This is a genomic window from Couchioplanes caeruleus (assembly GCF_003751945.1).
GTDB lineage: Bacteria > Actinomycetota > Actinomycetes > Mycobacteriales > Micromonosporaceae > Actinoplanes > Actinoplanes caeruleus.
The window spans coordinates 2,131,970-2,156,881 of the sequence record NZ_RJKL01000001.1; the positions used below are offsets into that span (position 1 = coordinate 2,131,970).

Sequence of the window (24,912 nt, forward strand, 5' to 3'; positions counted from 1 at the left end):
GGCGTGGCCTGGGGGTCAGCGGGTCCAGGTGGGCGACGGTATCGTGCTCGGGCGAGCCGACGGTGACACCCCGTCGGGCTCAGGGACCGCGGAGACGGTCGGCATCGGCTCGGGGGTGGCAGGCCCGCTCGGCGTCGGCTCGGGGGCGGGGCCACTCGGCGTCGGCTCGGGGGCGGGACCGGTCGGCGTCGGCTCGGGGGCGGGGCCGCTCGGCATCGGGCAGGGCGGGTGGGTTGGCGACGCCTCGGGCTTCCCCACCGAACTCGACGACGGCGACGGCTCGGGCCATACCGACGATGACGGCGACGGGATCTCCGGCTGAGCCGACGGGCTCTTAGGCGGGGCCGGCCATGACGGCGACGGAGTCTCGGGCCAGGCCGACGGCGACGACTCGCGGTCACAGGGCATGCCGGGGCTCGGCGGGGTGGGCTGCGCGCTCGGCGCCGCACCTGGCCCGCTCGCTCCCGCGAACGCGGAGGCGGCGGCGAATCCTCCGCCGAGGAGGACGACGGCGGTCGCGGCGACGGTGTACGTGGCGGCACGGCGGGTCAGGCGCATCGGGGTGGCTCCTGCGGCTCGGTGACAAGGTCTCGATCACAGGGACGCGCGGGCACAGAAAAGGTTGGCCGCGCCATGGTGACGCCGGTCACAGATCTTGGCCGCCTAGACTGTCCGCCCGTGCAGCCTGTGATCCGCCCATACCGTCCGGGTGACCTCGACGCCGTCTACGACATCTGCGTCCGCACCGCCGACGCGGGCGGCGACGCCCGAGGCCGCTACTCCTCCGACACACTGATGGGCGACATCTTCGCCGCGCCCTACGTCGTCCTCGAACCCGAGCACGCCCACATCCTCGACGACGGCACGGGCGCGGCGGTCGGCTACGTACTCGGCACGGCCGACACCGCACGCTTCGCCCGCCGCTACCGAGACGAGTGGCTCCCGGCGACGGCCGGGCGCTACCCCGAGCCGAACGATCCCCCGGTCACACCCGACGACGAGATGCTGGCTCTGCACCACCACCCGGAGCACATGATCGTGCCCGAGCTGGCGGACCACCCCGCGCACCTCCACATCGACCTGCTGCCCGACTGGCAGGGCAAGGGCTGGGGCCGCAGCCTGATCGCAACGTTCCTGCAAGGACTCCACAGGGCCGGCGTACCCCGCGTCCACCTGGGGATGGTGTCGACAAACACCGCGGCGCGGGCCTTCTACCACCGGCTGGGCTTCGTCGAACTGAACGTCCCGGCGGCAACCACGGTCACCTACATGGGCCGCGACACGACACCGTGGTGAACGACCGCAACCGACGCGCCGAGGCAACGCCCAAGCCGTCCATGCCCGACCCGAGAGGGTCCGCAAGGGTGTCCCGCGCGGAGCGCGGCCATGTCCGCTCAAAGCGCACGCCCGACCGCTCGCCCGACCCCAAGCCCGGCCTGGCTGTCCCTGTCCCGGCCTCGGAACCCTGGCCCGGCCCCGGAACCCTGGCCCGGCCCCGGAACCCGGCCCGGCCTCAGAAACCAGAACCTACTCCCCGCGCCGCTGACGGACCTTGGCGAGCGCCTCGGCCAAAATCGCCGCCCCGTCCGCCTCCGAACGCCGCTCCTTCACATACGCAAGATGAGACTTGTACGGCTCGACCCGCATCCGCCCCGGCGGGTTCGACGGGTCGAGGCCGGCCGGCTGGCCGCATCGGGTGCAGTCCCAGGTCTCGGGCGGAGGCACGTCGGCGGCGAACCGGACGTCCACCTCGTGCCCGGCCGAGCACCAGTACCTCACCTCCCGGCGGGGTGCAGGCTCGCTGCGCTCATCGGGGCGCATCGGGCCGGAGCCGATGCGGCTGCCACGGATGGCACTGCCACTGGACACGGATGTGACTCCTGTCTTTCAGGGGCGGTAGTACAGCGGTGAAAAACAACCGCGCGGCCCGGACGGACCGGACCGCGCGGCAGAGTCTACGACTCCCTCAGGCGCCTCAGGAAGGGTTGTTGACAAACCGTAAGAAGCTGGTCGTCCTCAGGTGGTGGTCTGGGCCAGCTTCAGCCAGAGGCCGAGGCCCACGATGCAGGCGAACCACACGATGCCCACCAGCACGGTGTAGCGGTCGAGGTTCTTCTCCGCGACCGAGGAGCCGGCCAGGCTGGAGGTGACGCCGCCGCCGAACATGCTGGACATGCCGCCGCCCTTGCCGCGGTGCAGCAGGATCAGCAGGGTCAGCAGGATGCTGGTGATGATCAGCAACACGATCAACGTGTACGCGAACGCGATCGGCATGGTCCGGTCATTCCTCTCGAAGGGCACTGCAGCGCCACTACAATAGCGGGCGCAGGAGGAACCGACCGCCCTGGGGGCGGCCGGTTCCGCACAACGTCTCCTGCGGGCCGTTCACGGGGAACCGAGCCGTGAAGCTGGGGGGCCGGGCCGGTTCCGTACAACGTCTCCTACGGGCCGCTCACGGGGAACCGAGCCGTGAAAGCCGGTTCCTCATCCTACGTTTCAGCGCTGGATGTGCTCGCGGAATCGGACGATCGAGGCGAACTCCTCGGCGTCCAGGCTCGCGCCGCCGATCAGCGCGCCGTCCACGTCCGGCTGCGCCATGATCGCGGCGATGTTCGCCGCCTTCACGGAGCCGCCGTACTGGATCCGCACCGCGTCGGCCGTCTCGGCGCCGTACTTCTCGGCGAGCCGCGCCCGGATGGCGCCGCACACCTCCTGCGCGTCGTCGGGCGTGGCGGTCTTGCCGGTACCGATCGCCCACACCGGCTCGTATGCGATGACGATCTTCTTGACGTCCGAATCCTTGAGTCCCTCGAGGGCCCCGTCGAGCTGGCCGCGGCAGTGCTCGACCTGCCCCGCCGCCTCGCGGATCTCCAGCCCCTCGCCGACGCACAGGATGGGCGTGATCTCGTTGGCGAGCGCCGCCTTCACCTTCGCGTTGACCAGGGCGTCGTCCTCGCCGTGGTACTCGCGGCGCTCGGAGTGCCCGACCACCACGTAGGAGCAGCCCAGCTTGGCGAGCATCGCGCCGGAGATCTCCCCCGTGTACGCGCCGCCCTTGTGCTGCGACAGGTCCTGGGCGCCGTACCCGATCTTCACCTTGTCGCCGTCGATCGCCGTCTGCACGCTGCGCAGGTCGGTGAACGGCGGCAGCACGACCGCCTCGACGTCGGTGAGCTGCTGCTCGGTGAGGCTGGCCGCCAGCTTCTGCACCAGGAGGATCGCCTCGAGGTGGTTGAGGTTCATCTTCCAGTTGCCGGCCATGATCGGCCGGCGGGTGACGTCCGCCATGCTCAGCTCTCCAGCGCGGCGAGACCCGGCAGGGTCTTGCCCTCGAGGTACTCCAGCGACGCGCCGCCGCCGGTCGAGATGTGTCCGAACGCGGACTCGTCGATGCCCAGCGTGCGCACGGCCGCGGCCGAGTCGCCGCCGCCCACCACGGAGAAGCCGTCGATCTTGGTGATCGCCTCGGCCACGCCCCGGGTGCCGGCCGCGAACGGCGCCAGCTCGAACACGCCCATCGGCCCGTTCCAGAACACGGTCTTCGCCGAGCCGATGGCCTCCGCGAACAGCGCCACCGACCGCGGACCGATGTCCAGCCCCAGCCGATCGCCCGGAATAGCGGAAGCATCCACCACGTCGTGGTCCGCGTCCGCGGCGAACGCCGACGCCGCCACCACGTCCACCGGCAGCACGATCCGGCCGTCCGCCTCCGCCAGCAGATCGGCGCAGGTGGAGATCATCTCCTCCTCCAGCAGCGACTTGCCGACCTCGTGCCCCTGGGCCTTGAGGAACGTGAAGCACATGCCGCCGCCCACGAGCAGCTTGTCCACCTTGGGCAGCAGCGCCTTGATAACGGCGAGCTTGTCGGAGACCTTCGAGCCGCCGAGCACGACCACATAGGGCTGCTCCGGGCTCTCGGTCACGCGCCGCAGCACCTCGACCTCGCGCTGCACCAGGCCGCCGGCGAAGTGCGGGAGCCGGGCCGGCACGTCGTACACCGAGGCGTGCTTGCGGTGCACCGCGCCGAACGCGTCGTCCACGTAGGCGTCGGCGAACGCGGCCAACTGGTCCGCGAACGCGCCCCGCTCGGCGTCGTCCTTGGAGGTCTCGCCCGCGTTGAAGCGCAGGTTCTCCAGCAGCAGCACCTGGCCGTCCAGCAGCGCCGCGACGGCGTCCGACGCCGAGGCACCCACGGTGTCCTCGGCGAAGACCACCGGGTTGCCGAGCAGCTCACCGAGGCGCTCGGCCACCGGCGCGAGCGTGAACTTCGGGTCCGGCGCGCCCTTGGGGCGTCCGAGATGCGAGCACACGATGACGCGGGCGCCCGCGTCGCGCAGGGCCACCAGCGTCGGCAGCACCGCGCGGATGCGGCCGTCGTCGCTGATGACCGTGGGGTCACTCTTGTCGAACGGGACGTTCAGGTCGGCGCGCACCAGCACGCGCCGACCCGACACACCCTCGCCGAGCAGGTCGTCGAGAGCCTTCACGGGACTCAGCCGACCAGCTTGACCAGGTCGACGAGGCGGTTCGAGTAGCCCCACTCGTTGTCGTACCAGCCGACGACCTTGACCTGGTTGCCGATGACCTTGGTGAGGCCCGCGTCGAAGATGCAGGACGCCGAGTCGGTGACGATGTCGGCCGACACGATCGGGTCCTCGGTGTAGGTCAGGATGCCCTTGAGCGCACCCTCCGAGGCGGCCTTGATCGCGGCGTTGACCTCGTCCACCGAGGTCTCCTTGCCGGCCTGGAAGGTCAGGTCGGTGGCCGAGCCGGTCGGGATCGGCACGCGCATCGCGAAGCCGTCCAGCTTGCCCTTGAGCTCCGGCAGCACCAGGCTGACGGCCTTGGCGGCACCGGTCGAGGTCGGCACCACGTTGAGCGCGGCGGCACGGGCGCGACGCAGGTCGGAGTGCGGGCCGTCCTGCAGGTTCTGGTCCTGCGTGTAGGCGTGGATCGTGGTCATCAGGCCACGCTCGATGCCGATCGTGTCGTTGAGGACCTTCGCCATCGGCGCGAGGCAGTTGGTGGTGCAGGAAGCGTTCGAGATGACCGTGTGCTTTGCGCCGTCGTACAGGTTGTCGTTGACGCCCATCACGATCGTGATGTCCTCGTTCTTGGCCGGCGCCGAGATGATGACCTTCTTCGCGCCCTTGTCGACGTGCGCCTTCGCCTTGGTGGCGTCGGTGAAGAAGCCGGTGGACTCGATGACCACGTCCGCGCCCAGATCGCCCCACGGCAGGTTCTGCGGGTCACGCTCGGCGAACGCCTTGAAGGTCTTGCCGGCCACGGTGATCTCGTCGGCGGTGGCCTTCACCTCGTGCGGCAGGCGGCCCAGGATGCTGTCGTACTTCAGCAGGTGGGCCAGCGTGGCGTTGTCGGTGAGGTCGTTGACGCCCACGAGCTCGATGTCCGCGCCGGAGGCGAGCACGGCCCGGAAGAAGTTACGGCCGATACGGCCGAAGCCGTTGATGCCAACCCGGATGGTCACAGGTCGATCTCCTCGTTTCGGTCCGCCGGGCTGCGACCGGCGGAGGTGTGCAGTGCCGACCAATGGCTCGAAGGCCGGCTGTGGGTGGGCCGCGCTTGCCGTTGACGAACCGCGCCGGTCGCGGCGTCCCGGCGCGTCCGGCCGTGCTGCCGGCACCGTCGCCGTCCACCAAGACCCTAGCCGAGAACGTCGGTCGCCCTCGCGTCGGGGCGCAACCTTATCGTTACCTCAGGCTTCTTTTCGGGTACGGGCACACGAGTGCACAAAAGCCACACCGACCGCACCTGATCAGGGCGGAAAGCGCGTCGCCGGTCCAGGCCGCGGCCCGGTTCCGGGCTGAGGGAGCAGCCCGGTTCCGGGCTGAGGGAGCAGCCCGGTTCCGGGCTGAGGGAGCAGCCCGGTTCCGGGCTGAAGAGCGGCCCGGTCCCGCGAGCCGGGCGGGAAACCCGTGATCCCCCTACGCTGACCGTATGGGCCCCCACCCCGGCACACCCCTGGACATTCCCGCCCTGATCGGCGCCCTCACGCTGGAGGAGAAGGCCGCGCTGCTCGACGGCGCCGACTTCTGGCGTACCCAAGCCGTGGAGCGCCTCGGCATCCCCGCGGTGACCGTCACCGACGGCCCGCACGGCCTGCGCAAGCAGGCCGGCGAGACGGACCACCTCGGCCTGAACGACAGCGTCCCGGCGACCTGCTTCCCACCCGCCGCCGGGCTCGCCTCGAGCTGGGATCCGGAGCTGCTGACCCGCGTCGGCGCGGCCCTCGGCCGGGAATGCCGCGCGGCGGAGGTCGCCGTGCTGCTCGGCCCGGGCGTCAACATGAAGCGCTCGCCGCTGTGCGGGCGCAACTTCGAGTATTTCTCCGAGGATCCGCTGCTCGCCGGCGACCTCGGCGCGGCGCTGGTCGACGGCGTCCAGAGCCAGGGCGTGGGCACGTCGCTGAAGCACTTCGCGGCGAACAACCAGGAGACCGACCGGATGACGGTCTCCGCCGACGTGGACGAGCGGACGCTGCGGGAGATCTACCTGCCGGCGTTCGAGCGGATCGTGACCGGGTCGCAGCCGTGGACGGTCATGTGCGCGTACAACCGGATCAACGGCACATACGCGAGCGAGGACCCCTGGCTGCTCACCGGCGTCCTGCGCGACGAATGGGGCTTCCGCGGCCTGGTCGTCTCCGACTGGGGTGCGGTCCACCGGCGCGACGCGGGCCTGGCCGCGGGCCTCGACCTGGAGATGCCCTCCTCCGGTGGTGCCGGCACCCGGATCATCCTGGACGCCGTGCACGCCGGCACCCTGAGCGAGAAGGACGTCGACCGTGCCGCCATCAGGGTCCTCGAGCTGATCGACCGCGCGCTGCCGGCACTCGGCCCGGGACAGACCTTCGACGTCGGCGCGCACCACACGCTGGCCCGCGAGGCGGCGACGGCCAGCGCGGTACTGCTCAAGAACGACGGCATCCTGCCGCTCGCCCGCACCGGGGGCCCGATCGCGGTGATCGGCGAATTCGCCCGGACCCCCCGCTTCCAGGGGGCCGGCTCCTCGCAAGTCAACCCGACCCGCGTCGACACCGCACTGGACGCACTGCGTGACGCCCTGGACGGTGCCCGGGAAGTCGTCTTCGCCCCCGGCTTCACGATCCAGCCGCCCGCCGGTGAGGGCGCCTCCACTGGAAACGCCCCCGCGGCCCGCGGTGACGGTGCCACCACCGACAACGCCCCCGCGGCCGCCGGTCTCGTCGGGGCCGGTGTGGGCGTCCGTGCCGCCGATTCTGCGCTGGTGGACGAGGCCGTCCGCGCCGCCGCCGGTGCCGAGGTGGCCGTGGTCTTCCTGGGACTGCCGCCCGCGGCCGAGTCGGAGGGCTACGACCGCACCCACCTGGACCTGCCCGCCGACCAGATCGCGCTGCTGCACGCCGTCGCCGACGCCAACCCCCGGGTCGTCGTGGTGCTCTCGAACGGCTCGGTGGTCACCGTGGCACCGTGGCAGGACCGCGCCGGCGCCGTCCTGGAGGGCTGGCTCCTGGGCCAGGCCGGCGGCGCAGCCACGGCGGACCTGCTCCTCGGCACGGCCACACCGGCCGGCAAACTCGCCGAGACCATCCCGGTGCGCTACGAGGACAACCCGGCGATCGGCGCCTTCCCCGGCGAGCACGGCCACGTCCGGTACGGCGAGGGCCTGCTGATGGGCTACCGCTGGTACGACGCACACCGGCTGCCGGTGGCGTACCCGTTCGGGCACGGGCTGTCGTACACGTCCTTCGCGTACGACGATCTCGCGGTGGCCGTGGAGGGTCACCGCGTGCGGGTGACGCTGACGGTGACCAACACGGGCCCGCGGCCCGGCACGGAGGTCGTCCAGGTGTACGTCACCGACCCCGTGGCCGGGGTGTACCGCCCCGAGCAGGAGCTGCGCGGTTTTACCCGGATCACGCTGGCACCGGGCGAGAGCCGGACGGCAACGGTGGCGCTCGGCGACCGGGCGTTCGCCTACTGGCACCCGGTGCTGCGGCGCTGGACGGTCGAGGGAGGCAGCTTCGGCATCCGCGTCGGCGCGTCGTCACGGGACATCCGCCTGGAGACGACGATCGAGCTCCCGGGCGACGACGTGACGACCCCGCTCACCCCGGAAGCGACGGTGGACGCCTGGCTCGCCCACCCGGCGGCCGGCGCCTGGCTCCGCGAACGGCTGGGCGACGGCATCGTCGACGCCATGTTCTTCGACCCGGCGAACGGCCAGATGATGCGGGCGATCCCGCTGCAGCGCCTGTCCCGCTTCCCCGGCTTCCCGATCACCGAACCCCAGGTGGAAGAGGCAGCAGCCCGCTTCTCCTGACACAGCCCCGCGCCGTTCCCGACCCACGCCACTCGGGCCGCCATCTACACCCGGCGCTGGGCGGGATCTAGCAGGCCATCATCTCCGGGGTGACCGCTGCCTCGGTGTCGGGGATACCCAGGTCGCGGGCGCGCTTGTCGGCAAGGGCGAGCAGACGCCTTATCCGGCCGGCGATGGCGTCCTTGGTCAGCGGCGGGTCGGCGAGCGCACCCAGCTCTTCCAGGCTGGCCTGGCGGTGCTCCAGGCGCAGCCGACCGGCCGAGGTCAGGTGGTTCGGGGCCTCGTCGGCGAGGATCTCGAGGGCGCGGGTCACCCGGGCCGCCGCCGCCACGGCCGCGCGGGCCGAGCGGCGCAGGTTGGCGTCGTCGAAGTTGGCGAGGCGGTTCGCTGTCGCACGCACCTCCCGGCGTACCCGTCGCTCTTCCCAGGCGAGCACGCTCGCGTGCGCGCCGACGCGGGTGAGCAGCGCGGCGATCGCGTCCCCGTCCTTGATCACGACCCGGTCGACGCCGCGCACCTCGCGCTCCTTGGCGGTGATGCCGATGCGGCGGGCGGCGCCGCGCAGCGCCAGGGCGGCCTCCGGACCCGGACAGGTGATCTCCAGCGCGCTGGAGCGACCGGGCTCGGTCAGCGAACCGTGCGCCATGAAGGCCCCGCGCCAGGCGGCGACGGCGCAGCACACGTTGGCGGAGACGACGTGCGGGGGCAGGCCGCGCACCGGACGGCCCCGGACGTCGAGCAGGCCGGTCTGCCGCGCGAGCGCCTCGCCGTCCTTGACGATCCGGACGATGTAGTGGCTTCCCTTGCGCAGGCCGCCGGAGGCGAGGACGTGCACCTCGCTCGGGTAGCCGTACACGTCGGCGATCTCGCGCCGCAGCCGCCGGGCGACGGCGCCGGTGTCCAGCTCGGCCTCGACGACCACCCGCCCGGAGACGATGTGCAGGCCCCCGGCGAAGCGAAGAAGGGCGGCCATCTCCGCACGGCGGCAGCACGGCTTGGGTACGTCGACCCGGCTCAGCTCGTCCTTGACCGCTGCCGTCATCGCCATCTCGAAGTCACCTCATGCTGTTCTTGCGGTCTTCTTACGCGGTCTGTGTCGTGCCGGCCCGTTGCCGACTGCTGGACCCCTCGCCCTGTGCTCGCCGATCCCATAGCCAGTTGCTTAACGATCGGGGCCCAGGAGCGGCACCAACGCTGTGCCCAACGACTCAGGATCATGCTTGGGACTGCCATCCGCAACGGCCAGCGGGGCGAGAACCAGCCGAGCCCCGAGCGCCTCGGCGGCCTGGTGCACCGGATCCGGCTCCCCGACCCACTTGGCGTCGGCGAGCACGACGTCGATCCGCAGCTCCGGCAGGTACCAGTGCAGGGCGTCCAGGTGCTCGGCCACGGAGAGCCCGAGCGTCTCGTTGTCCGCGGCGAGGTTCATCGTGACGAGCCGCCGTGCCGGACTCGCCACGATCGCGGCGGCCAGCTCGGGCACCAGAAGGTGGGGAAGCACACTGGTGTACCAACTCCCCGGCCCGAAGATCAGCCAGTCGGCATCCCGGATCGCCTCCACCGCCGCCGCGCACGCAGGCGGCGACGAGGGAACGATCCGCACCGCCTCCACATGCCCGGAGGCGATCGCCACGGCATGCTGCCCTCGTACGGTGACGACATCCCCGGGCCGCGACGGATCCCCGCCCCGCACCTCGGCCTCGATGCCGACCGCATGCGACGCCATGGGCAGCACCCGCCCCTGCGCCCCGACCATCCTCCCGGCATGCGCGAGCGCCTCGACGGGATCGTCCATGAGCTCCAGGAGGCCGAGCAGCAACAGGTTGCCGACGGCATGGCCGGCGAGGGGGTCGTGCTTACCGCCGAGGGAGGCGATCCGGCGGTCGACATTTCCCCAGCCGGCCTTGCCCTCGCCCTCATCGCCGCACGCTTCGCCGAGCGCGGCCGCTTCCCCGAACGCGGCACCACCGGACCCCGCCGCCTCTTCCGACGCCGCCGCCACCCCGAACGCGGCACCACCGGACCCCGCCGCTTCCTCGACGCCCGCCGTCCTCCCGAACGCAGCTCCGCCCGTCGCCGCCCCGTCGAGCGGTCCCGCTCCAGTTCCCTCGCCGGCGTCGTCGCCGGTCGGTGTCGCTGCCGATGCGGCCCGGCGGTCCGAATTGCCGACCGGCGCGAACCGGTGCTGCATGAGTCTGACCGTCGTCTGGTGTGCGGGGTCGTCGTCGGCCAGGGCGGCCAGGGCCATGCGCAGGTCACCCGGGGGCAGTTGGGCATCCCGCTCCGCGCGCAGCCGTCCGCTCGACCCGCCGTTGTCGCCGACGGTGACGACCGCGGTGATGTCGAGCTCCAGCCGCGGCGAGCAGAGCCGCAGCGCCCGCAGCGAGGCGGCCAGACCGTGCCCGCCACCGAAGGCCACCACCTTGACCGGCCGGCGCCCATCGTCCGACGGCCCGGCGCGCTCCGCCTCGACCGGCCGGCCCACGCCCCTGTCCCCGGACGGCCCGGCGCGCTCCGCCTCGATCGGCCGGCCCTTCTCCCCGGAGGGTTCGGCGTGCCCCGCGTCGATCGGCCGGCGCGCGTCGCTGGACGGCCCGGCGTGTTCCGCCGTCACTCCCGGCCCAGGTCGCGGTGCGAAGAGTGGGCGGAGAGACGGATGTCGCACAGGCGGGTGGTCAACTCTTCGGCGATGGCCACGCTGCGGTGCTTGCCGCCGGTGCAGCCGACCGCCACCGTGAGGTAGCGCTTGCCCTCACGCTCGAAGCCGGGCGCGGTCGACGCGATCAGCTCGGCGTACGTGGCGACGAAGTCGTTCGCGCCCTCCTGGCCCAGGACGTAGGTGCTGACGCCCTCCTCCATGCCGGTGTGGTCGCGCAGCTCCGGCACCCAGAACGGATTAGGGAGGAACCGGGCGTCCATCACATAGTCGGCATCCGGCGGCAGCCCGTACTTGAAGCCGAAGGACAGCACCGTGATCCGCAGCTTGCGCGCGTCCTCGCCGCCGAACAGCTCCTCGACGCGGCGGCGTAGCTGGTTGACGTTGAGGTGACTGGTGTCGATGATCACGTCGGCGTGCTCGCGCGCCTCCTCGAGCAGCTTGCGTTCGGCGGCGATCCCGTCGGCGAGGCGGCCGTCGCCCTGCAACGGGTGCGAGCGGCGCACTGACTCGAAGCGCCGGATGAGCACCTCGTCGTCGGCGTCGACGAAGACCACCCGCGGCGAGAATCCGCGGTCTTTGAGCGCCCGGACGGCGCCCGCCAGGTCGGTGGAGAAGGCCCGGCTGCGCACGTCCAGCACCATCGCTGTACGCCGAGCGGCGCCGCCGGCCTCGAACGCGAGCTGGGCCATGTCCAGCATCAGCGCCTGAGGAAGGTTGTCGACGACATAGAAGCCGACGTTCTCCAGAGCGCGGGCGACCGTGCTGCGACCCCCGCCGGACAACCCGGTCACCACCACGAGATCGGTGGCGGCCTCGTCGGGAGACGGCTCCGGAGCGAACTCCGGCATCGACTCGGTCACGCACTCCTCCTGCACCGCACTGCTTGCCCCACCCGGCCGGGTGGACACTGCATCCTAGGCCGACGCAACCCCGGGGGGCCGCCGGACATCATGTCCGGTACCCGATCCGGGTCTCCCGGAGGACCCCCGGACGCCGCGATTCATCCGTCCCGGCCAACGATGCACCCGGCCACCCCTATTCCACCTTTCCCCAGCTCATCAGGCTCCACCGCAGCCCTCGGCAGCGACCGAGGAGGACAGCCGACCAAGCATCGCCGCAGGCCGTCGACGGCAGCCGGCCAGGCGGCACTGAAGCCGCCAGCCGTGGCCCAGCACCTTCACCTAGCCTCCGTCCTCGTCCGCCGCGGGCCGGGGCAGCGGACGGGCCACCCGAGACCGGTTCGCCCCCGCCCTGGTCCGCCCCGCACCACCCGCCGGTATCGCCGCTGCCGACACTCCGTCGGTCACCCGGTCGCCGCCATCAGCATCCCCCTGCCCAACGGCATCCGCGGCCCCCACACCAGAGCCACCGCCCGAAGGACCGGAGCCAACAGCCGAGACCCCTGAACCACCCAAGCCACCACCGGCCACACCCGAACCAGCGCCCGAATCACGGGAATCACCGTCCGCCACACCAGAACCATCGTCCGGACCGCCCGAGCCACCACCGGCCACAACGGAACCTCCACCGGAGCCGCTGTCCGAGGCCGGCGAGCCGGCTGCCGACGCAGGCCGCGGGGCGCTCCCGGAAGCCCCGGTGCTCGCCACCGGGGTGTCCTTCGGGGAGGCGAGGGCCGCCAGGACCGCCTCGGCGGTGCGGCGGCCGATGCCCGGGACCTCGGTGATCTCCTCGGCGCTGGCCTGCGCCAGTCGTTTCAGCGAGCCGAAGTGCCGCAGCAGCGCCTTGCGGCGGGTCTCCCCCAGGCCCGGGATGTTGTCCAGCGCGGACGCCGTCATCCGCTTCGAGCGCCGCTGACGGTGGAACGTGATGGCGAAGCGGTGCGCCTCGTCGCGGACCCGCTGCAGGAGGTAGAGGGCCTCGGACGTACGCGGCAGGATGACCGGGAAGTCTTCGCCCGGAAGCCACACCTCCTCGAGCCGCTTCGCCAGCCCGCACAGCGCCACGTCGGTGATGCCGAGGTCGGACAGCACCGCGGCGACGGCGTTGACCTGGGGCTGGCCGCCGTCGACCACGACGAGCTGCGGCGGATAAGCGAACCGGCGTGGCCGCCCGGTGAGCGGGTCGACGCCGGGCAGGTCGTTGGTGGCCAACTCACCGACCCCGGCCACCGACGCGGAAGCGGACGCAAGAGACCCGGCGGCAGAAGAGCCGGCCGCAGAAGAGCCGGCCGAGAAAGAGCCAGCAGCGACAGAACCGGACGTGGGGACCTCGGCCACCGCAAGATCCGAAGCATCGGAGGCCGACAGCGCGGGATCATCGGAGGCCGAGAGCGGGAGGTCGTCGGAGGCCGATACGGCGGCGTCTGGGGACTGGGCGCGGTAGCGGGCGAACCGCCGCCGCATCACCTCGCTCATGGCCGCCAGGTCGTCGGTGCCGCTGCCGTCCGGGTTGCCGCGCACCGCGAAGCGGCGATACTCGCTCTTCCTCGCCAGGCCGTCCTCGAAGACCACCATGCTCGCCACCACGTCGGTGCCCTGGATCTGGGAGACGTCGAAGCATTCGATGCGCAGCGGCGCCGTCTCCATTCCCAGCGCCTCGGCGATCTCGTCGAGCGCCTTGCTGCGGGTGGTCAGGTCGCCCGCGCGGCGGAGCTTGTGGCGGGCGAGGGACTCGCCGGCGTTGCGGGCCACGGTTTCGAGCAGGGTGCGCTTGTCGCCCCGCTGCGGCACTCGCAGGGTCACTCGGCTGCCGCGATGCTCGGAGAGCCAGTGTTCGAGCGCCGGGGCGTCCGGCGGGAGCTCCGGCACCAGCAGTTCGCGGGGGACGTCGTTCTCGCCGTGCTCGTCGCCGTACACCTGGCTGCAGAAGTGGTGCACGAGGTCTCCGGTCGTCAGGTCCTCCACCTTCTCCACCACCCAGCCGCGCTGGCCGCGCACGCGGCCGTCGCGGACGTGGAAGACCTGCACCGCAGCCTCGAGGGGGTCCTCGGCGAACGCGACGACGTCGGCGTCGGTGCCGTCGCCGAGCACGACGGTCTGCTTCTCCATCGCCTTGCGCAGCGCGGCGATGTCGTCGCGTAGCCGGGCGGCCTTCTCGAACTCGAGCTGCTCGGAGGCGTCGAGCATGTCGCGCTCGAGGCGTTTGACGAAGGTGTCGGTGCGCCCGGCCATGAAGTCGCAGAAGTCGTCGACGATCGCGCGGTGCTCCTCGGCGGTTACCGAGCCGACGCAGGGCGCGGAGCACTTGCCGATGTAGCCGAGCAGGCAGGGGCGGCCGATCTGACCGGCCCGCTTGAAGACCCCGGCGGAGCAGGTGCGGGCCGGGAAGACCCGAAGCAGGAGGTCGAGGGTCTCCCGGATCGCCCAGGCATGACTGTACGGCCCGAAATACCGCACGCCCTTGCGCTTGGCCCCGCGCATGACCTGCAGCCGCGGGAACTCCTCGTTGAGGGTGACGGCGAGGAAGGGATACGACTTGTCGTCGCGGTACTTGACGTTGAACCGCGGGTCGAACTCTTTGATCCAGGAGAACTCGAGCTGCAGCGCCTCGACCTCGCTGCCGACGGTGACCCAGTCCACGGAGGCCGCGGTGGTGACCATCTGCTGGGTGCGCGCGTGCAGGCTCCAGGTGTCGGCGAAGTAGGAATTCAGCCGGTTGCGCAGGCTCTTGGCCTTGCCGACGTAGATGACACGGCCGGTGGGGTCGCGGAAACGGTAGACGCCGGGAGCGTCCGGAATGGTCCCGGGCGCCGGCCGGTAGCTGGACGGGTCAGGCACGTCTCAACACTAGTGCCGACCCCTGACATGATTACCCGACCGGAGGCCCGCTGCCGCCGCCACGGCGACGGGCCTCCGGCCGCACGGTGAAGGCCGCACGGTGAAGACCGCACGGTGAAAACCGCGCGGAGAAGGCCACGCGGTGAAGATCATGAGGGTGTGATGGGGGCCGGCCGTGCCGGCAGGGCGTGGCCGCCGCGTCCCGTGGCCGCTGCGGTCACTCAGGCCGGCCCCACGTCCTCACGCGGCGACGATGTTGTCGCCGTCCTTCTTGACCTTCGTCTCCGGAAGGGCCTTGCGGGCCGGTCCGCCCGTGGGCGAGCCGTCGGTGATGGAGAAGCTGCTGTTGTGGCACGGGCAGGTGATCTGTCCGCCGTCCACCTTGGTCACCGGGCAGCCCTGGTGCGTACAGATCTTGCTGAACGCCTTGTAGGTGCCCTTCTCCGGCTGGGTGATGACGTAGTCGCCCTTGATGATGCCGCCGCCCTCGGGTACGTCGACGGCCGCCACGAGGGTCTTGCCGCCGCCGCCGGAGGAGGAGTCTCCGCTGTCGGAGCCGCCGCTGTCGGAACCGCCGCCATCCGGACCCGCGCTGCCGGCGGGAAGGGGGTTGTTGCTGAAGTCGCCGCCGTCGGCGCCGACGCCGCTCTTGGTGTCCGTGCCGCAGGCGGCGAGGAGGCACCCGGCACCGAGCGCGCCGGCGCCCGAGAGTACGACGCGACGCGAGGCGACCATGCCGGTGGCCTCGCGAGTGCCCGTGATCTCGGCGTGGGGCCGCTGCACGTCAGTCATCTTTCGCCAAACCCTTTCCAGAACCCCTGGACCGCGCTTACGTCACGCGGCGTTGTCTGTATGTACGCGCGCTCCGCCGGTGTGGTTCATGGGCAACGGAGAAATTATCCGCGGGGGAAGGCCTGATTTCCGGCGGCTTTGCCAACGACCGCGCGGCGCCCGTCCCCGTGGGCGCCGCCGCCGGCGGGCGGGAACGGGGACGGGCGTCGTAGCTCTGAGTTACCTGTGCCCTTCAACCATCAGACGGCGGTCTTGGCGCGCGACCGGCTCGCCCGCGGCTTGGCGGCGGCCTTCGCGGGGGTCTTGGCGGCGCCGTTCGCCTTGGCCGCGCGGGCCACCGCGGCGTCCGCCCCGGCCGGCTCGCCGCTCAGCCCGAGCATCGGGCGCAGGAAGTGGCCGGTGTGGCTGCCGGCGACGTCGGCGATCTCCTCGGGCGTGCCCGTGGCCAGCACCAGGCCGCCCTTGTTGCCGCCCTCGGGGCCCATGTCGATGAGCCAGTCGGCGGTCTTGATCACGTCGAGGTTGTGCTCGATGGTGATCACCGTGTTGCCCTTGTCGACCAGACCGTTGAGGACCAGCAGCAGCTTGCGGATGTCCTCGAAGTGCAGGCCGGTGGTGGGCTCGTCGAGCACGTAGACGGTCCGGCCGGTGGAGCGCTTCTGCAGCTCGGAGGCGAGCTTGACGCGCTGCGCCTCGCCGCCGGACAGGGTGGGTGCCGGCTGCCCCAGGCGCACGTAACCCAGGCCGACGTCGACGAGGGTCCGCAGGTGGCGGTGGATCGCCGGGATGGCCTGGAAGAACTCCGCGGCCTCCTCGATCGGCATCTCCAGCACCTCGGAGATCGTCTTGCCCTTGTAGTGGACCTCGAGCGTCTCCCGGTTGTAGCGCGCGCCCTTACAGACCTCGCACGGCACGTACACGTCCGGCAGGAAGTTCATCTCGATCTTGATCGTGCCGTCGCCGGAGCAGTTCTCGCAGCGGCCGCCCTTGACGTTGAACGAGAACCGGCCGGGACCGTACCCGCGGACCTTGGCCTCGGTGGTCTCGGCGAATAGCTTGCGGACGTTGTCGAAGACGCCGGTGTAGGTGGCCGGGTTGGAGCGCGGGGTGCGTCCGATCGGCGACTGGTCGACGCCGACGACCTTGTCGACGTGCTCGAGGCCGGTGATGCGGGTGTGCCGGCCGGGAACCATCCGGGCACCGTTGATCTGGTTGGCCAGCACGGTGTACAGGATGTCGTTGACCAGCGTGGACTTGCCGGAGCCGCTGACCCCGGTCACCGCGATGAACTGCCCGAGCGGGAAGCCGACGGTCAGGTTGCGCAGGTTGTGCTCGCGGGCACCCTGCACGACGAGCTCGCGGCCGGCGGTCTGCGGGCGGCGGGTCACCGGGGTGGGGATCGACTTGCGGCCCGACAGGTATGCCCCGGTGGGCGACTGCTTGTTGGCCAGCAGGCCCTTCACCGACCCGCTGTGCACGATCTGCCCGCCGTGCTCCCCCGCGCCCGGGCCGATGTCGACGATCCAGTCCGCCGTACGGATGGTGTCCTCGTCGTGCTCGACGACGATCAGGGTGTTGCCGAGGTTCTTGAGGCGCACCAGCGTCTCGATCAACCGGTGGTTGTCGCGCTGGTGGAGGCCGATGGAGGGCTCGTCGAGCACGTAGAGCACGCCGACCAGGCCGGAGCCGATCTGGGTGGCGAGCCGGATGCGCTGCGCCTCGCCGCCGGACAGGGTGCCGGCACCGCGGTCCAGCGACAGGTAGTCCAGGCCGACGTCGACCAGGAAGCGCAGCCGGGCGTTGATCTCCTTGAGCACCCGCTCGGCGATCATCTTCTGCCGGTCGTCGAGCTCGATGGTGGCCAGCAGCTCGGCGCACTCGCCCACCGACAGGTTGCAGACCTCGGCGATGCTCTTGCCGGCGATCGTGACCGCCAGCACCTCGGGCTTGAGCCGCGCGCCGCCGCAGGTCGGGCAGGGGATGTCGCGCATGTAGCCCTCGTACTTGTCGCGCGACCAGTCGCTTTCGGTGTCGCCGTGTCGGCGCTCGATCCACTGCACCACGCCCTCGAAGCCGGTGTAGTAGGAGCGCTCGCGACCGTACTTGTTGCGGTAGCGGACGTGGACCTGGTCCTCGGAGCCGTAGAGGATGGTCTTCTGCGCCCGGCTCGGCAGCGCGCGCCACGGGGTGTCGACGCTGAAGCCCTCGGCCTTGGCCAGGGCCTCCAGCAGACGCAGGAAGTAATCCATGGTCGAGCCGCCGGACCAGGGCTGGATGGCGCCCTCGCGGATGCTGCGCTCCTCGTCCGGGACGATCAGCTCCGGGTCGACCTCCTTCTTGGTGCCCAGGCCGGTGCACTCCGGGCAGGCGCCGTAGGGCGCGTTGAAGGAGAAGACCCGGGGCTCGAGGTCCTCGATCGCGAGCGGATGGTCGTTGGGGCAGGCCAGATGCTCGGAGAAGCGGCGTTCGCGGCCGGGGTCGTCCTCCGGCAGGTCGACGAAGTCGAGCAGGACGATGCCGCCGGACAGTGCGAGCGTGGCCTCCACCGAGTCGGTCAGCCGCTGCTTGCTGCTCGCCTTGACGCTCAGCCGGTCGACCACCACCTCGATGGTGTGCTTCTCCTGCTTCTTCAGCTTCGGCGGCTCGGCGAGCGGGTGGACCACGCCGTCGACCCGGGCCCGGGCATAGCCCTTGGACTGCAGCTCGGCGAAGAGGTCGACATACTCGCCCTTGCGGCCGCGCACGACCGGGGCGAGCACCATGAACCGGGTGCCCTCGGGCATCGCCAGCACCCGGTCGACGATCTGCTGCGGGGTCTGCCTGCTGATCCGCTCGCCGCAGGCCGGGCAGTGCGGGATGCCCGTGCGCGCGAAGAGCAGCCGCAGGTAGTCGTAGACCTCGGTGATGGTGCCGACGGTCGAGCGCGGGTTGCGCGAGGTCGACTTCTGGTCGATCGAGACGGCCGGGGACAGGCCCTCGATGAAGTCGACGTCGGGCTTGTCCATCTGGCCGAGGAACTGCCGGGCGTACGACGACAGCGACTCCACGTAACGCCGCTGTCCCTCGGCGAAGATCGTGTCGAAGGCGAGGCTGGACTTGCCCGAGCCGCTCAGCCCGGTGAACACGATCATGGCATCGCGGGGCAGGTCGAGGTTGATGTTGCGCAGGTTGTGCTCCCGCGCGCCGCGGATGATCAGTCGGTCGGCCACAGCCAGCCACTCCGTTTACGTCAGTTCGATGGGCGCCGCCACCCTAACCGCGGGGTACGACATTTTTGAGCCCGCCGAGGTACAGCACCCCGCCCGGACCTCGAATTCCCGTCACCCCGGCGAGTGAACCCACCTCGAACATCCCACAGACGGACGGTCAGCGTCGCGGCCGTCGCCGGTCCGGCCCGGCCGCCCCGGCGAGCCGCTCGGCCCGGCGCCCGCTCTCCACGGCGACCTCACGCTGCAGTTTGCGCCAGCTTTCCAGCCGTCGCGGCACCAGCGTGCCGTCGGCCAGGGCGGACTCCACCGCGCAGCCGGGCTCGCCGTCGTGACGACAATCACCGAAGCGACAGTGCCCGGCCAGCTCCGCGACGTCCGCGAACGCCCGGTCCAGGCCCGCGGCCGTCTCCAGCAGGCCCACTCCGCGGATGCCGGGCGTGTCGATCACGGCACCGCCACCGGGAATCAAGACCATGTTCCGGTACGCGGTCGTGTGCCGTCCCTTGCCGTCCGCCCGCCGGATCTCCTGTACGCCCATCACTTCCGTGCCCGCCAGCGCATTGACGAGCGTGGACTTGCCCGCCCCGGAGCGGCCGAGCAGGGCCAGGGTGCGTCCGGGCGCCACGAGCTCGCGCAGCTCGGGCAGGCCCGCGCCGGTGCGGACGCTGGCCGGCAGCACCCGTACCCCCGGCGCCAGCTCGCCGAGCTGGCGCGCGATCGCCTGCGGATGACGCGCGGTGTCGCTCTTGGAGAGCACGATCACCGGCTGTGCGCCGGACTCCCAGGCCAGGGCCAGCAGCCGCTCGACGCGGGCGTCGTCGGGCGTCGGGTGCATCGGCTCGACCACCGCGACGGTGTCCATGTTGGCGGCCAGCACCTGGCCGGTGGAGTCCTTGTCCGCGGTACGCCGGATCAGCGCTGTGCGCCGCGGCAGCACGATCTCGATCGTCAGCCGGCGGTCCGGCCAGCGCCGCAGCACCACCCAGTCACCGGAACAGGGCAGGCCGGCGGGGTCTGCGGCGGCGCCGATCAGCAGGCTGCCGGCGAGACTCGCGCGGTGCACGCCGTCGGCGGCGAGCACGGTGCAGACGCCGCGGTCGGCGCGCAGCACCCGGGCGGGGACGGCGTCGGCGCGGTCGAAAGGACGGTAGGCGGACGCGAGCGTCGCGTCCCAGCCCAGGGCGGGCAGGTCAGACATGGGAAACCCTCTGTGGTGTGGGGAGCGGCGCCGACGGATGTCAGGCGCGGGCTCCCGGGCGAAGTCGGGACGCACGAACGGAAAGCACGGTTCCCACCTCCTCCGCGGGTCTGCGACGCGTCTGCCCCGAACGGTACGGTCGCCGGCGACCGCGCCGAAAGCGAGTTTCTTCGTCGCTGTCCGCGCGGGCCACCCACTAGGTTGAGGGGGTGACCATCGATCCACTTGTGCTGATGACCGATGTCGACCAGGCGACCGCCCGCCTGATCCGGACGGCCGAGGGGCTGGAGCCCGGCGCGGAGGCCGCGCCGTCGCCGCTGCCGGGTTGGACGATCGGGCACGTGCTGACCCACGTCGCCCGCAACGCCGACTCCCTGACCAACCTGTTGACCTGGGCGCGCACCGGCGTGGAGACGCCGCAGTACGCGACGCCGACGGCGCGGGACGAGGGCATCGAGGCCGGCCGGAGCCGCCCCCTCCCGGAACAGATCGCCGACCTGCGCGAGTCCCACGAGCGGTTCGCGGACGCCGCGGCGGCCATGCCGGCGCAGGCGTGGGCGTTCCACCTGCCGTCGTGGGACCGGTCCGCGGCGTACGTGCCATGGGCCCGGCTGCGCGAGGTGGAGGTGCACCACGTCGACGTCGGCCGCGGTTACACCCCCGAGGACTGGTCGGACGCGTTCGCGCTGCGGCTGCTGCGCGAGATCGTCGGCGGAGTCACGAGCGACTCGCCGGCGCTGGTGCTGCGCCCGCACGGCCTGGAGCACCCGCTGACCATCGGCGAGGCCACCGAAACCTCCCCGGCGGTCATCGGCCCCACCCGGTCCATCGCCGCCTGGCTCGCCGGCCGCGCCGACGGCGCCGACCTGACCGTGTCCCCGGACGGCGAACTGCCGGCCGTACCGAAGTGGAAGTGATCATGGGATACACCGGAGACGTGAGCCGGGGTTCGGTCCCGGCGGTCCGCGAGCTGCACGGCCTGACCGTGACCAAGGTGTCGGTCGGTCCGATGGACAACAACGCCTATCTGCTGCGCTGCGCCTCCGACGGCACGCAGGTGCTCATCGACGCCGCCAACGACGCGCCCACCCTGCTGAAGCTGATCGGTGACGCCGGCCTCGCGACGGTGGTGACCACCCACCGGCACTACGACCACCACGGCGCGCTCGCCGAGATCGTCCAGGCGACCGGTGCACGCTCGGTGGCCGGTGCCGACGACGCCGAGGGGATCCCGGTCGTGACGGACACGGTCCGCGACGGTGACACCATCGCGGTCGGTGACTGCACGCTCGAGGTCATCCACGTGGTCGGCCACACCCCGGGGTCCATCGTGCTGCTCTATCGCGAGCCGGACGGCATCGCCCACCTCTTCACGGGCGACAGCCTGTTCCCGGGAGGTGTCGGCGCCACGAGCGGTGCGGAGAACTTCAGGTCGCTCATCGGCGACGTGGAGACCAAGCTGTTCGACCGGCTTCCCGACGACACCTGGTTCTACCCCGGCCACGGCAAGGACTCGACGCTCGGCGCGGAGCGCCCTCACCTGCCCGAATGGCACGCCCGCGGCTGGTGACCAGGGCCGGTCAGCCCTGGGCGGAAACGCTCCGGGCCGGGCCCGGTCCGGACGTAGGGTCGGAGCACCCCTCGAGCCTTCCGGAGGTCCCGATGGATCTGCGCCACGACCCGATGCGCTGGCAGCCGTTTCCGCCCTCCCCCGAACCCTGGCCCGGCGCCTCGCCGGGCGCAGGCGGCCCCGCCATCCCCGGCTGGCTCGAGGAGCGCCTCTTCGACCAGCGGATCGTCATGATCCGCGGTCCGCTGACCGGCCTGGCCGCCACCGGCATCGCCGCGGCGCTGCTCACCCTGGACGCGGCCGGTCCCGAGCCGGTGCATCTGCACATGGCGAGCGGCGGCGGCGAGCTGAACGCGGCCCACGCGGTCATCGACGTGATCGACGCGATGGCCGCGCCGGTGCACGCGGTGGTCACCTCGGAGGCGGGCGGCGCGGTCGTCGCGGTGCTCGCGGCCGCGCAGCGGCGGTCGGCCTACCGGCACGCCCGCTTCAAACTCGCGGAGCCCCGAGCGGCGGGAGTCACGGGTACGGCGGACGAGGTCGCCGCGGCGGCCGGGCAGCACCTGCGGGAGCTGGAGGAGGTGATCCTGCGCCTCGTGGACGTCACCGGGCAGACCCGCAGCCGGGTGGAGGACGATCTGTCGGCGGGCCGGATGCTGTCGGCGGACGAGGCGAAGGACTACGGCCTCATCGAGGAGGTAATCGCGGGCAAACCCCGCTAGCCCGGGAAACACCGCGGCGCGGTTCCCCGGAGGGAACCGCGCCGCGGAGAGAACAGTGACCGGAATTACTCGGCGACCTTGACGCCCATCGACCGGGCCGTGCCCGCGACGACCTTGACGGCCGCGTCGAGGTCGTTCGCGTTCAGGTCGGGGAGCTTGCGCTCGGCGATCGACTTGATCTGGTCCGCGCTCAGCGTGCCCACCGTCTGGGTCAGCGGATTGGACGCGCCCGACTGGATCCCCAGAGCCTTGCGGATCAGGAAGCTCGTCGGCGGCGTCTTGTAGGTGAGCTGGTGGGAGCGGTCCTCGAAGACGCTGACGATGACCGGGATGATCTCGCCACGGTTCTTCGCGGTCGCCTCGTCGTACTCGACCTTGACGGCACGCATGTTGGCGCCGGTGGGGCCGAGCATCTTGCCGAGGTCCACCATCGCGGCGTTACCCGCCTCAAGCGCGAGGGTCACCTCATGGGTCTTCTTCTTGGGCGGCATTGCGCAAAAGCTCCTTAGTGTGTGCTGCACGGGCCAAAGTCAGGAGCTCGCCAGCATCATCAACGCACGACAACCCCGAGACCTTACTACCGCGCTCGGCCACGGGTCAAAACGCCACCGGGAGAGTAAGCGGGTGCACAGTCTCGGGTTCCACCTGCCAGTGTATCGCGGCCTCCGCGGGGTCCGCCGGCCACCTCGCCCCTTGCCGAAGTTCATCGACAAAAGGGACGTACGGGACGGGGGTTGACACCGATCACGTACCTGAACCCCGAGGCGCCCGCGGCAACCAAGACCGGCGACAATGGGGCCATGCAGACCCGCACCGACCTACGCAACGTCGCCATCATCGCCCACGTCGACCATGGCAAAACCACCCTGGTCGACGCCATGCTGCGCCAGGGGAGCCAGTCCCACGCGCGGGGCGAGATGGCCGACCGCGTCATGGACTCCATGGACCTGGAGCGGGAAAAGGGCATCACCATTCTCGCCAAGAACACGGCGATCAGCTACCAGCCCGCCGACGGCGAGGCCGTCACCATCAACATCATCGACACCCCCGGCCACGCCGACTTCGGTGGCGAGGTCGAGCGCGGCCTCACCATGGTCGACGGTGTCGCCCTGCTCGTGGACGCTTCCGAGGGCCCGCTGCCGCAAACGCGGTTCGTGCTCCGCAAGGCGCTGCAGGCCAAGCTGCCGATCATCCTGATCATCAACAAGGTCGACCGGCCCGACGCGCGGATCAAGGAGGTCGTCGACGAGACGTACGAGCTCTTCCTCGACCTCGACGCCGACGAGCACCAGATCGAGTTCCCGATCGTCTACGCCTGCGCCCGCGACGGCATCGCCTCGCTGACCCAGCCCAAGGACGGCACCGTCCCGGAGGACAGCACCGACCTCGAGGTGCTGTTCAGCACGATCCTCGACACCATTCCGGCCCCGACATACACCGAGGACGCGCCGCTGCAGGCGCACGTCGTCAACCTCGACGCCTCGCCGTTCCTCGGCCGTCTGGCGCTGTGCCGCGTGCACGAGGGCACCATCCGCAAGGGCCAGACCGTCGCCTGGTGCAAGACCGACGGCACGATCAGCAACGTCCGCATCTCCGAGCTGCTGATCACCGAGGGCCTGGAGCGCAAGCCCGCCGAGAGCGCCGGCCCCGGCGACATCATGGCGGTCGCCGGCATCGCCGACATCATGATCGGCGAGACCCTCGCGGACGCCGAGAACCCGAAGCCGCTGCCGCTGATCCAGGTCGACGAGCCGGCCATCTCCATGGTCATCGGCACGAACACCTCGCCGCTCGTCGGCCGGGTCAAGGGCGCCAAGGTCACCGCCCGCATGGTCAAGGACCGGCTCGACAAGGAGCTGATCGGCAACGTCTCGCTCCGGGTGCTCCCGACCGAGCGCCCGGACGCCTGGGAGGTCCAGGGCCGCGGCGAGCTGGCCCTCGCGATCCTGGTCGAGCAGATGCGGCGGGAGTCGTACGAGCTGACCGTCGGCAAGCCGCAGGTCGTCACCAAGGAGATCGACGGCAAGGTGCACGAGCCGGTCGAGCGCCTCACCATCGACGCCCCCGACGAGTACATGGGCGCGATCACCCAGTTGCTCTCCACCCGCAAGGGCCGGATGCAGGAGCTGATCAACCACGGCACCGGCTGGCTGCGGATGGAGTGGCTGGTGCCGGCCCGCGGTCTCATCGGATTCCGTACGGAGTTCCTCACCGAGACCCGCGGCACCGGCATCATGCACCACCTGTTCGAGGACTATGAGCCGTGGTTCGGCGAGCTGCGCACCCGCCAGAACGGCTCGCTCGTCGCCGACCGGGCCGGCGTGGTCACCGCGTTCGCCATGACCAACCTGCAGGAGCGCGGCCAGCTCTTCGTCGAGCCCACCATCGAGGTGTACGAGGGCATGATCGTCGGCGAGAACAGCCGCCAGGACGACATGGACGTCAACATCACCAAGGAGAAGAAGCTCACCAACATGCGCTCGTCGACCGCCGACGAGACCGAGAAGCTGATCCCGCCGCGCAAGCTGTCGCTGGAGCAGGCCCTCGAATTCTGCCGCGAGGACGAGTGCGTCGAGGTGACGCCCGCCGCAGTGCGCATCCGCAAGGTGGTGCTCGACCAGCAGACCCGCGGCCGGGCTGCGGCCCGGCGCAAGCACCAGCAGTAGAACCGATCGCGGGTACGGTGCTCGGCACCGTACCCGC

The 24,912-nt window shown here is 71.2% G+C and carries 19 protein-coding genes and 1 pseudogene; 7 read left to right on the forward strand and 13 right to left on the reverse strand.

Annotated elements, in window-relative coordinates:
• The first annotated feature begins 28 nt into the window (after positions 1–28).
• Both EDD30_RS09235 and EDD30_RS09240 read left to right on the forward strand, forming a co-directional pair.
• Positions 29–322, forward strand: a complete 294-nt coding sequence (locus tag EDD30_RS09235; RefSeq protein WP_123678191.1) for a hypothetical protein — start codon at positions 29–31, stop codon at positions 320–322.
• A gap of 356 nt (positions 323–678) precedes the next feature.
• Positions 679–1,296, forward strand: a complete 618-nt coding sequence (locus EDD30_RS09240; protein ID WP_244945177.1) for a GNAT family N-acetyltransferase — start codon at positions 679–681, stop codon at positions 1,294–1,296.
• 231 nt (positions 1,297–1,527) lie between these two features.
• On the opposite strand, the gene EDD30_RS09245 is transcribed toward EDD30_RS09240, so the two are convergent.
• The 5 genes from EDD30_RS09245 to gap form a co-directional block, all read right to left on the reverse strand.
• Positions 1,528–1,869, reverse strand: a complete 342-nt coding sequence (locus EDD30_RS09245) for an RNA polymerase-binding protein RbpA (RefSeq protein WP_071805294.1) — start codon at positions 1,867–1,869, stop codon at positions 1,528–1,530.
• Between the two features lie 147 nt (positions 1,870–2,016).
• The gene (gene secG, locus EDD30_RS09250) at positions 2,017–2,274 is read right to left on the reverse strand and encodes a preprotein translocase subunit SecG (protein WP_071805296.1); all 258 of its coding nucleotides are present in this window, start codon (positions 2,272–2,274) and stop codon (positions 2,017–2,019) included.
• A gap of 222 nt (positions 2,275–2,496) precedes the next feature.
• The gene (tpiA, locus tag EDD30_RS09255; RefSeq protein WP_071805298.1) at positions 2,497–3,288 is read right to left on the reverse strand and encodes a triose-phosphate isomerase; all 792 of its coding nucleotides are present in this window, start codon (positions 3,286–3,288) and stop codon (positions 2,497–2,499) included.
• 2 nt (positions 3,289–3,290) lie between these two features.
• Positions 3,291–4,487, reverse strand: coding sequence for a phosphoglycerate kinase (locus EDD30_RS09260; protein WP_071805300.1), 1,197 nt, complete (start codon positions 4,485–4,487; stop codon positions 3,291–3,293).
• Between the two features lie 5 nt (positions 4,488–4,492).
• Positions 4,493–5,488: a type I glyceraldehyde-3-phosphate dehydrogenase gene (gene gap / locus EDD30_RS09265; protein ID WP_071805302.1), complete on the reverse strand. Its 996-nt coding sequence runs from the start codon at positions 5,486–5,488 to the stop codon at positions 4,493–4,495.
• 470 nt (positions 5,489–5,958) lie between these two features.
• Here gap and EDD30_RS09270 point away from each other — a divergent pair, with 470 nt between their 5' ends.
• Positions 5,959–8,322, forward strand: a complete 2,364-nt coding sequence (locus EDD30_RS09270; RefSeq protein WP_071805304.1) for a glycoside hydrolase family 3 C-terminal domain-containing protein — start codon at positions 5,959–5,961, stop codon at positions 8,320–8,322.
• A 67-nt stretch (positions 8,323–8,389) separates the two neighbouring features.
• Here EDD30_RS09270 and whiA read toward each other — a convergent pair whose 3' ends face one another.
• The 7 genes and pseudogenes from whiA to rsgA form a co-directional block, all read right to left on the reverse strand.
• Positions 8,390–9,370: a DNA-binding protein WhiA gene (gene whiA / locus EDD30_RS09275; protein WP_071805306.1), complete on the reverse strand. Its 981-nt coding sequence runs from the start codon at positions 9,368–9,370 to the stop codon at positions 8,390–8,392.
• A 114-nt stretch (positions 9,371–9,484) separates the two neighbouring features.
• Entirely contained in the window at positions 9,485–10,717 is a 1,233-nt protein-coding gene (locus EDD30_RS09280) for a gluconeogenesis factor YvcK family protein (protein WP_394328246.1), read from the reverse strand.
• A gap of 215 nt (positions 10,718–10,932) precedes the next feature.
• On the reverse strand, positions 10,933–11,829 hold the full coding sequence (rapZ, locus tag EDD30_RS09285) for an RNase adapter RapZ (RefSeq protein ID WP_071805347.1): 897 nt from the start codon (positions 11,827–11,829) through the stop codon (positions 10,933–10,935).
• A 771-nt stretch (positions 11,830–12,600) separates the two neighbouring features.
• Positions 12,601–14,718 (reverse strand): annotated as a pseudogene (gene uvrC / locus EDD30_RS09290) (excinuclease ABC subunit UvrC); the annotation flags it as partial.
• 240 nt (positions 14,719–14,958) lie between these two features.
• On the reverse strand, positions 14,959–15,510 hold the full coding sequence (locus EDD30_RS09295) for a Rieske (2Fe-2S) protein (RefSeq protein ID WP_084556384.1): 552 nt from the start codon (positions 15,508–15,510) through the stop codon (positions 14,959–14,961).
• A 239-nt stretch (positions 15,511–15,749) separates the two neighbouring features.
• The gene (gene uvrA / locus EDD30_RS09300) at positions 15,750–18,719 is read right to left on the reverse strand and encodes an excinuclease ABC subunit UvrA (protein ID WP_071805308.1); all 2,970 of its coding nucleotides are present in this window, start codon (positions 18,717–18,719) and stop codon (positions 15,750–15,752) included.
• Positions 18,720–18,876: 157 nt separating this feature from the next.
• Positions 18,877–19,917, reverse strand: a complete 1,041-nt coding sequence (gene rsgA / locus EDD30_RS09305; protein WP_071805310.1) for a ribosome small subunit-dependent GTPase A — start codon at positions 19,915–19,917, stop codon at positions 18,877–18,879.
• Between the two features lie 209 nt (positions 19,918–20,126).
• Here rsgA and EDD30_RS09310 point away from each other — a divergent pair, with 209 nt between their 5' ends.
• From EDD30_RS09310 to EDD30_RS09320, 3 genes are all read left to right on the forward strand, one after another.
• Positions 20,127–20,834: a maleylpyruvate isomerase family mycothiol-dependent enzyme gene (locus EDD30_RS09310; RefSeq protein ID WP_071805312.1), complete on the forward strand. Its 708-nt coding sequence runs from the start codon at positions 20,127–20,129 to the stop codon at positions 20,832–20,834.
• Between the two features lie 2 nt (positions 20,835–20,836).
• Positions 20,837–21,487 (forward strand): MBL fold metallo-hydrolase, encoded by a 651-nt coding sequence (locus tag EDD30_RS09315; RefSeq protein WP_071805314.1) that lies wholly within the window; start codon positions 20,837–20,839, stop codon positions 21,485–21,487.
• A 92-nt stretch (positions 21,488–21,579) separates the two neighbouring features.
• Positions 21,580–22,209 carry an ATP-dependent Clp protease proteolytic subunit gene (locus EDD30_RS09320; RefSeq protein WP_071805316.1) on the forward strand — a complete coding sequence of 210 codons (630 nt, stop codon included), beginning with the start codon at positions 21,580–21,582 and terminating at the stop codon, positions 22,207–22,209.
• Positions 22,210–22,274: 65 nt separating this feature from the next.
• Here EDD30_RS09320 and EDD30_RS09325 read toward each other — a convergent pair whose 3' ends face one another.
• Entirely contained in the window at positions 22,275–22,700 is a 426-nt protein-coding gene (locus tag EDD30_RS09325; RefSeq protein ID WP_071805318.1) for an uL11 family ribosomal protein, read from the reverse strand.
• Positions 22,701–23,009: 309 nt separating this feature from the next.
• On the opposite strand from EDD30_RS09325, the gene typA reads away from it, so the two are divergent.
• A complete protein-coding gene (typA, locus tag EDD30_RS09330) occupies positions 23,010–24,875 on the forward strand; it encodes a translational GTPase TypA (protein ID WP_071805349.1) in 1,866 nt (621 codons plus the stop codon).
• Positions 24,876–24,912: the final 37 nt, after the last annotated feature.

Bases quoted from the DNA above. Each gene is read 5' to 3' on its own strand.
- rapZ (WP_071805347.1), bottom strand. From the start codon at position 11,829: ATGCCGGAGTTCGCTCCGGAGCCGTCTCCCGACGAGGCCGCCACCGAT.
- EDD30_RS09295 (WP_084556384.1), bottom strand. From the start codon at position 15,510: ATGACTGACGTGCAGCGGCCCCACGCCGAGATCACGGGCACTCGCGAG.
- EDD30_RS09270 (WP_071805304.1), top strand. From the start codon at position 5,959: ATGGGCCCCCACCCCGGCACACCCCTGGACATTCCCGCCCTGATCGGC.
- EDD30_RS09325 (WP_071805318.1), bottom strand. From the start codon at position 22,700: ATGCCGCCCAAGAAGAAGACCCATGAGGTGACCCTCGCGCTTGAGGCG.
- rsgA (WP_071805310.1), bottom strand. From the start codon at position 19,917: ATGTCTGACCTGCCCGCCCTGGGCTGGGACGCGACGCTCGCGTCCGCC.
- EDD30_RS09320 (WP_071805316.1), top strand. From the start codon at position 21,580: ATGGATCTGCGCCACGACCCGATGCGCTGGCAGCCGTTTCCGCCCTCC.
- whiA (WP_071805306.1), bottom strand. From the start codon at position 9,370: ATGGCGATGACGGCAGCGGTCAAGGACGAGCTGAGCCGGGTCGACGTA.
- tpiA (WP_071805298.1), bottom strand. From the start codon at position 3,288: ATGGCGGACGTCACCCGCCGGCCGATCATGGCCGGCAACTGGAAGATG.
- secG (WP_071805296.1), bottom strand. From the start codon at position 2,274: ATGCCGATCGCGTTCGCGTACACGTTGATCGTGTTGCTGATCATCACC.
- EDD30_RS09315 (WP_071805314.1), top strand. From the start codon at position 20,837: ATGGGATACACCGGAGACGTGAGCCGGGGTTCGGTCCCGGCGGTCCGC.
- typA (WP_071805349.1), top strand. From the start codon at position 23,010: ATGCAGACCCGCACCGACCTACGCAACGTCGCCATCATCGCCCACGTC.